This window comes from Mycobacterium sp. E3198 (assembly GCF_001667015.1).
In the GTDB taxonomy this organism is placed as follows: Bacteria; Actinomycetota; Actinomycetes; order Mycobacteriales; family Mycobacteriaceae; genus Mycobacterium.
Genome location: NZ_LZIS01000052.1, coordinates 1 through 1018, shown reverse-complemented (window position 1 = coordinate 1018; position 1018 = coordinate 1). Strand labels below are relative to the sequence as shown.

Here is a 1018-nt window from a genome sequence, read left to right as displayed (position 1 = left end):
CGACGGGCCGGGCCGCGTCCGGATCGTCGACGATGTCCGACAGGGTGCCGTCGAAGTCGTAGAACACCGCCGGCCTGCGCTCGGCCAAGGCGCCCAAGGCCTCTGAAGCGTCGGGCAGCCGGGACATCCGGCGGTCGCCGGTCCGCACGGCGACCTCGTTCGCATCGGCGATCACCGCGTCGGCGCCGCAGCGGCGGAGTTCGTCCGCGTCCCCGACGCCGATGACCATCGCGAAGCCGCCGTCGCGTGCCGCCCGCGCGATTCCCGGGTCGCCGGTCACGACGGCAGATCGCCCCGGGCGAATCGCCGACTCGTCACCGCCCCAGGAGAAGACGCCGACGCCGGCGTCGCGCAGCCGCCCGGCCAGCGCGGGCTCGACCGAGGCGGCGTCGAACAGTACCGCGTCGTGGCGGCGCGGGTCGATCGTGACCGGCATGCACCCACCTTCTCACGGTGCCGGGCGCGGCCGGGTCCGGGTCAATAGCGCGCCGACGGGTGCGCTCGATACGCCTGGCTCGGGTGCCTGCGCGCCGCGCGCCGGCGCCGGTGGTCCTTGCCGAACAGCAGTACCGAATCTCCGCTGAGCGCCACCATCCGTCCCATGCCCGCTTCGATGCCGGCCACCAACTCCCTGACGTCGGCCGCGGCGTCGTATTCGGCGGTGATCCCGAACACCACGTCGTCGCCGTAGCTGAGCACCGCGACCCCGGTGCTCAGCCGCGCGGCGGTCGGGGGGATCGGCAGCAGGCGCTCCATCGTCCGGCCCATCAGCCGGAGCTGGTGGCGCGGCCCGGGCGTGTGGGTGCCCAGCGTCACGAGGCCGGCGTGCGGCAGCCGGGCCAGCAGCTGTAATACGTTGCTGCGCAACAGTGGCGGCAGGGAGTTGAGCGCCGACTCCACCAGGCCGGGTTCGCGCTGCGGGAGCTTCCACCTGTTGTGCACCGTGCGCAGCTGCTGGACGGGGTCCTCGTGCTCGACGGGCAGATACGGCAGCATCGCCGAGCTCACCGGCGCCGGC

General features: G+C 73.7%; 1 protein-coding gene and 1 pseudogene. Both read right to left on the bottom strand.

Going from position 1 to position 1018, the window contains the following annotated elements; translation table 11 throughout:
- Nucleotides 1–436, bottom strand: a pseudogene (locus tag A5673_RS06295) (trehalose phosphatase); the annotation flags it as partial.
- Between the two features lie 41 nt (nucleotides 437–477).
- The coding region (locus A5673_RS06290) for a WS/DGAT domain-containing protein (protein ID WP_156747923.1) at nucleotides 478–1018 on the bottom strand (541 nt) is incomplete at its 5' end.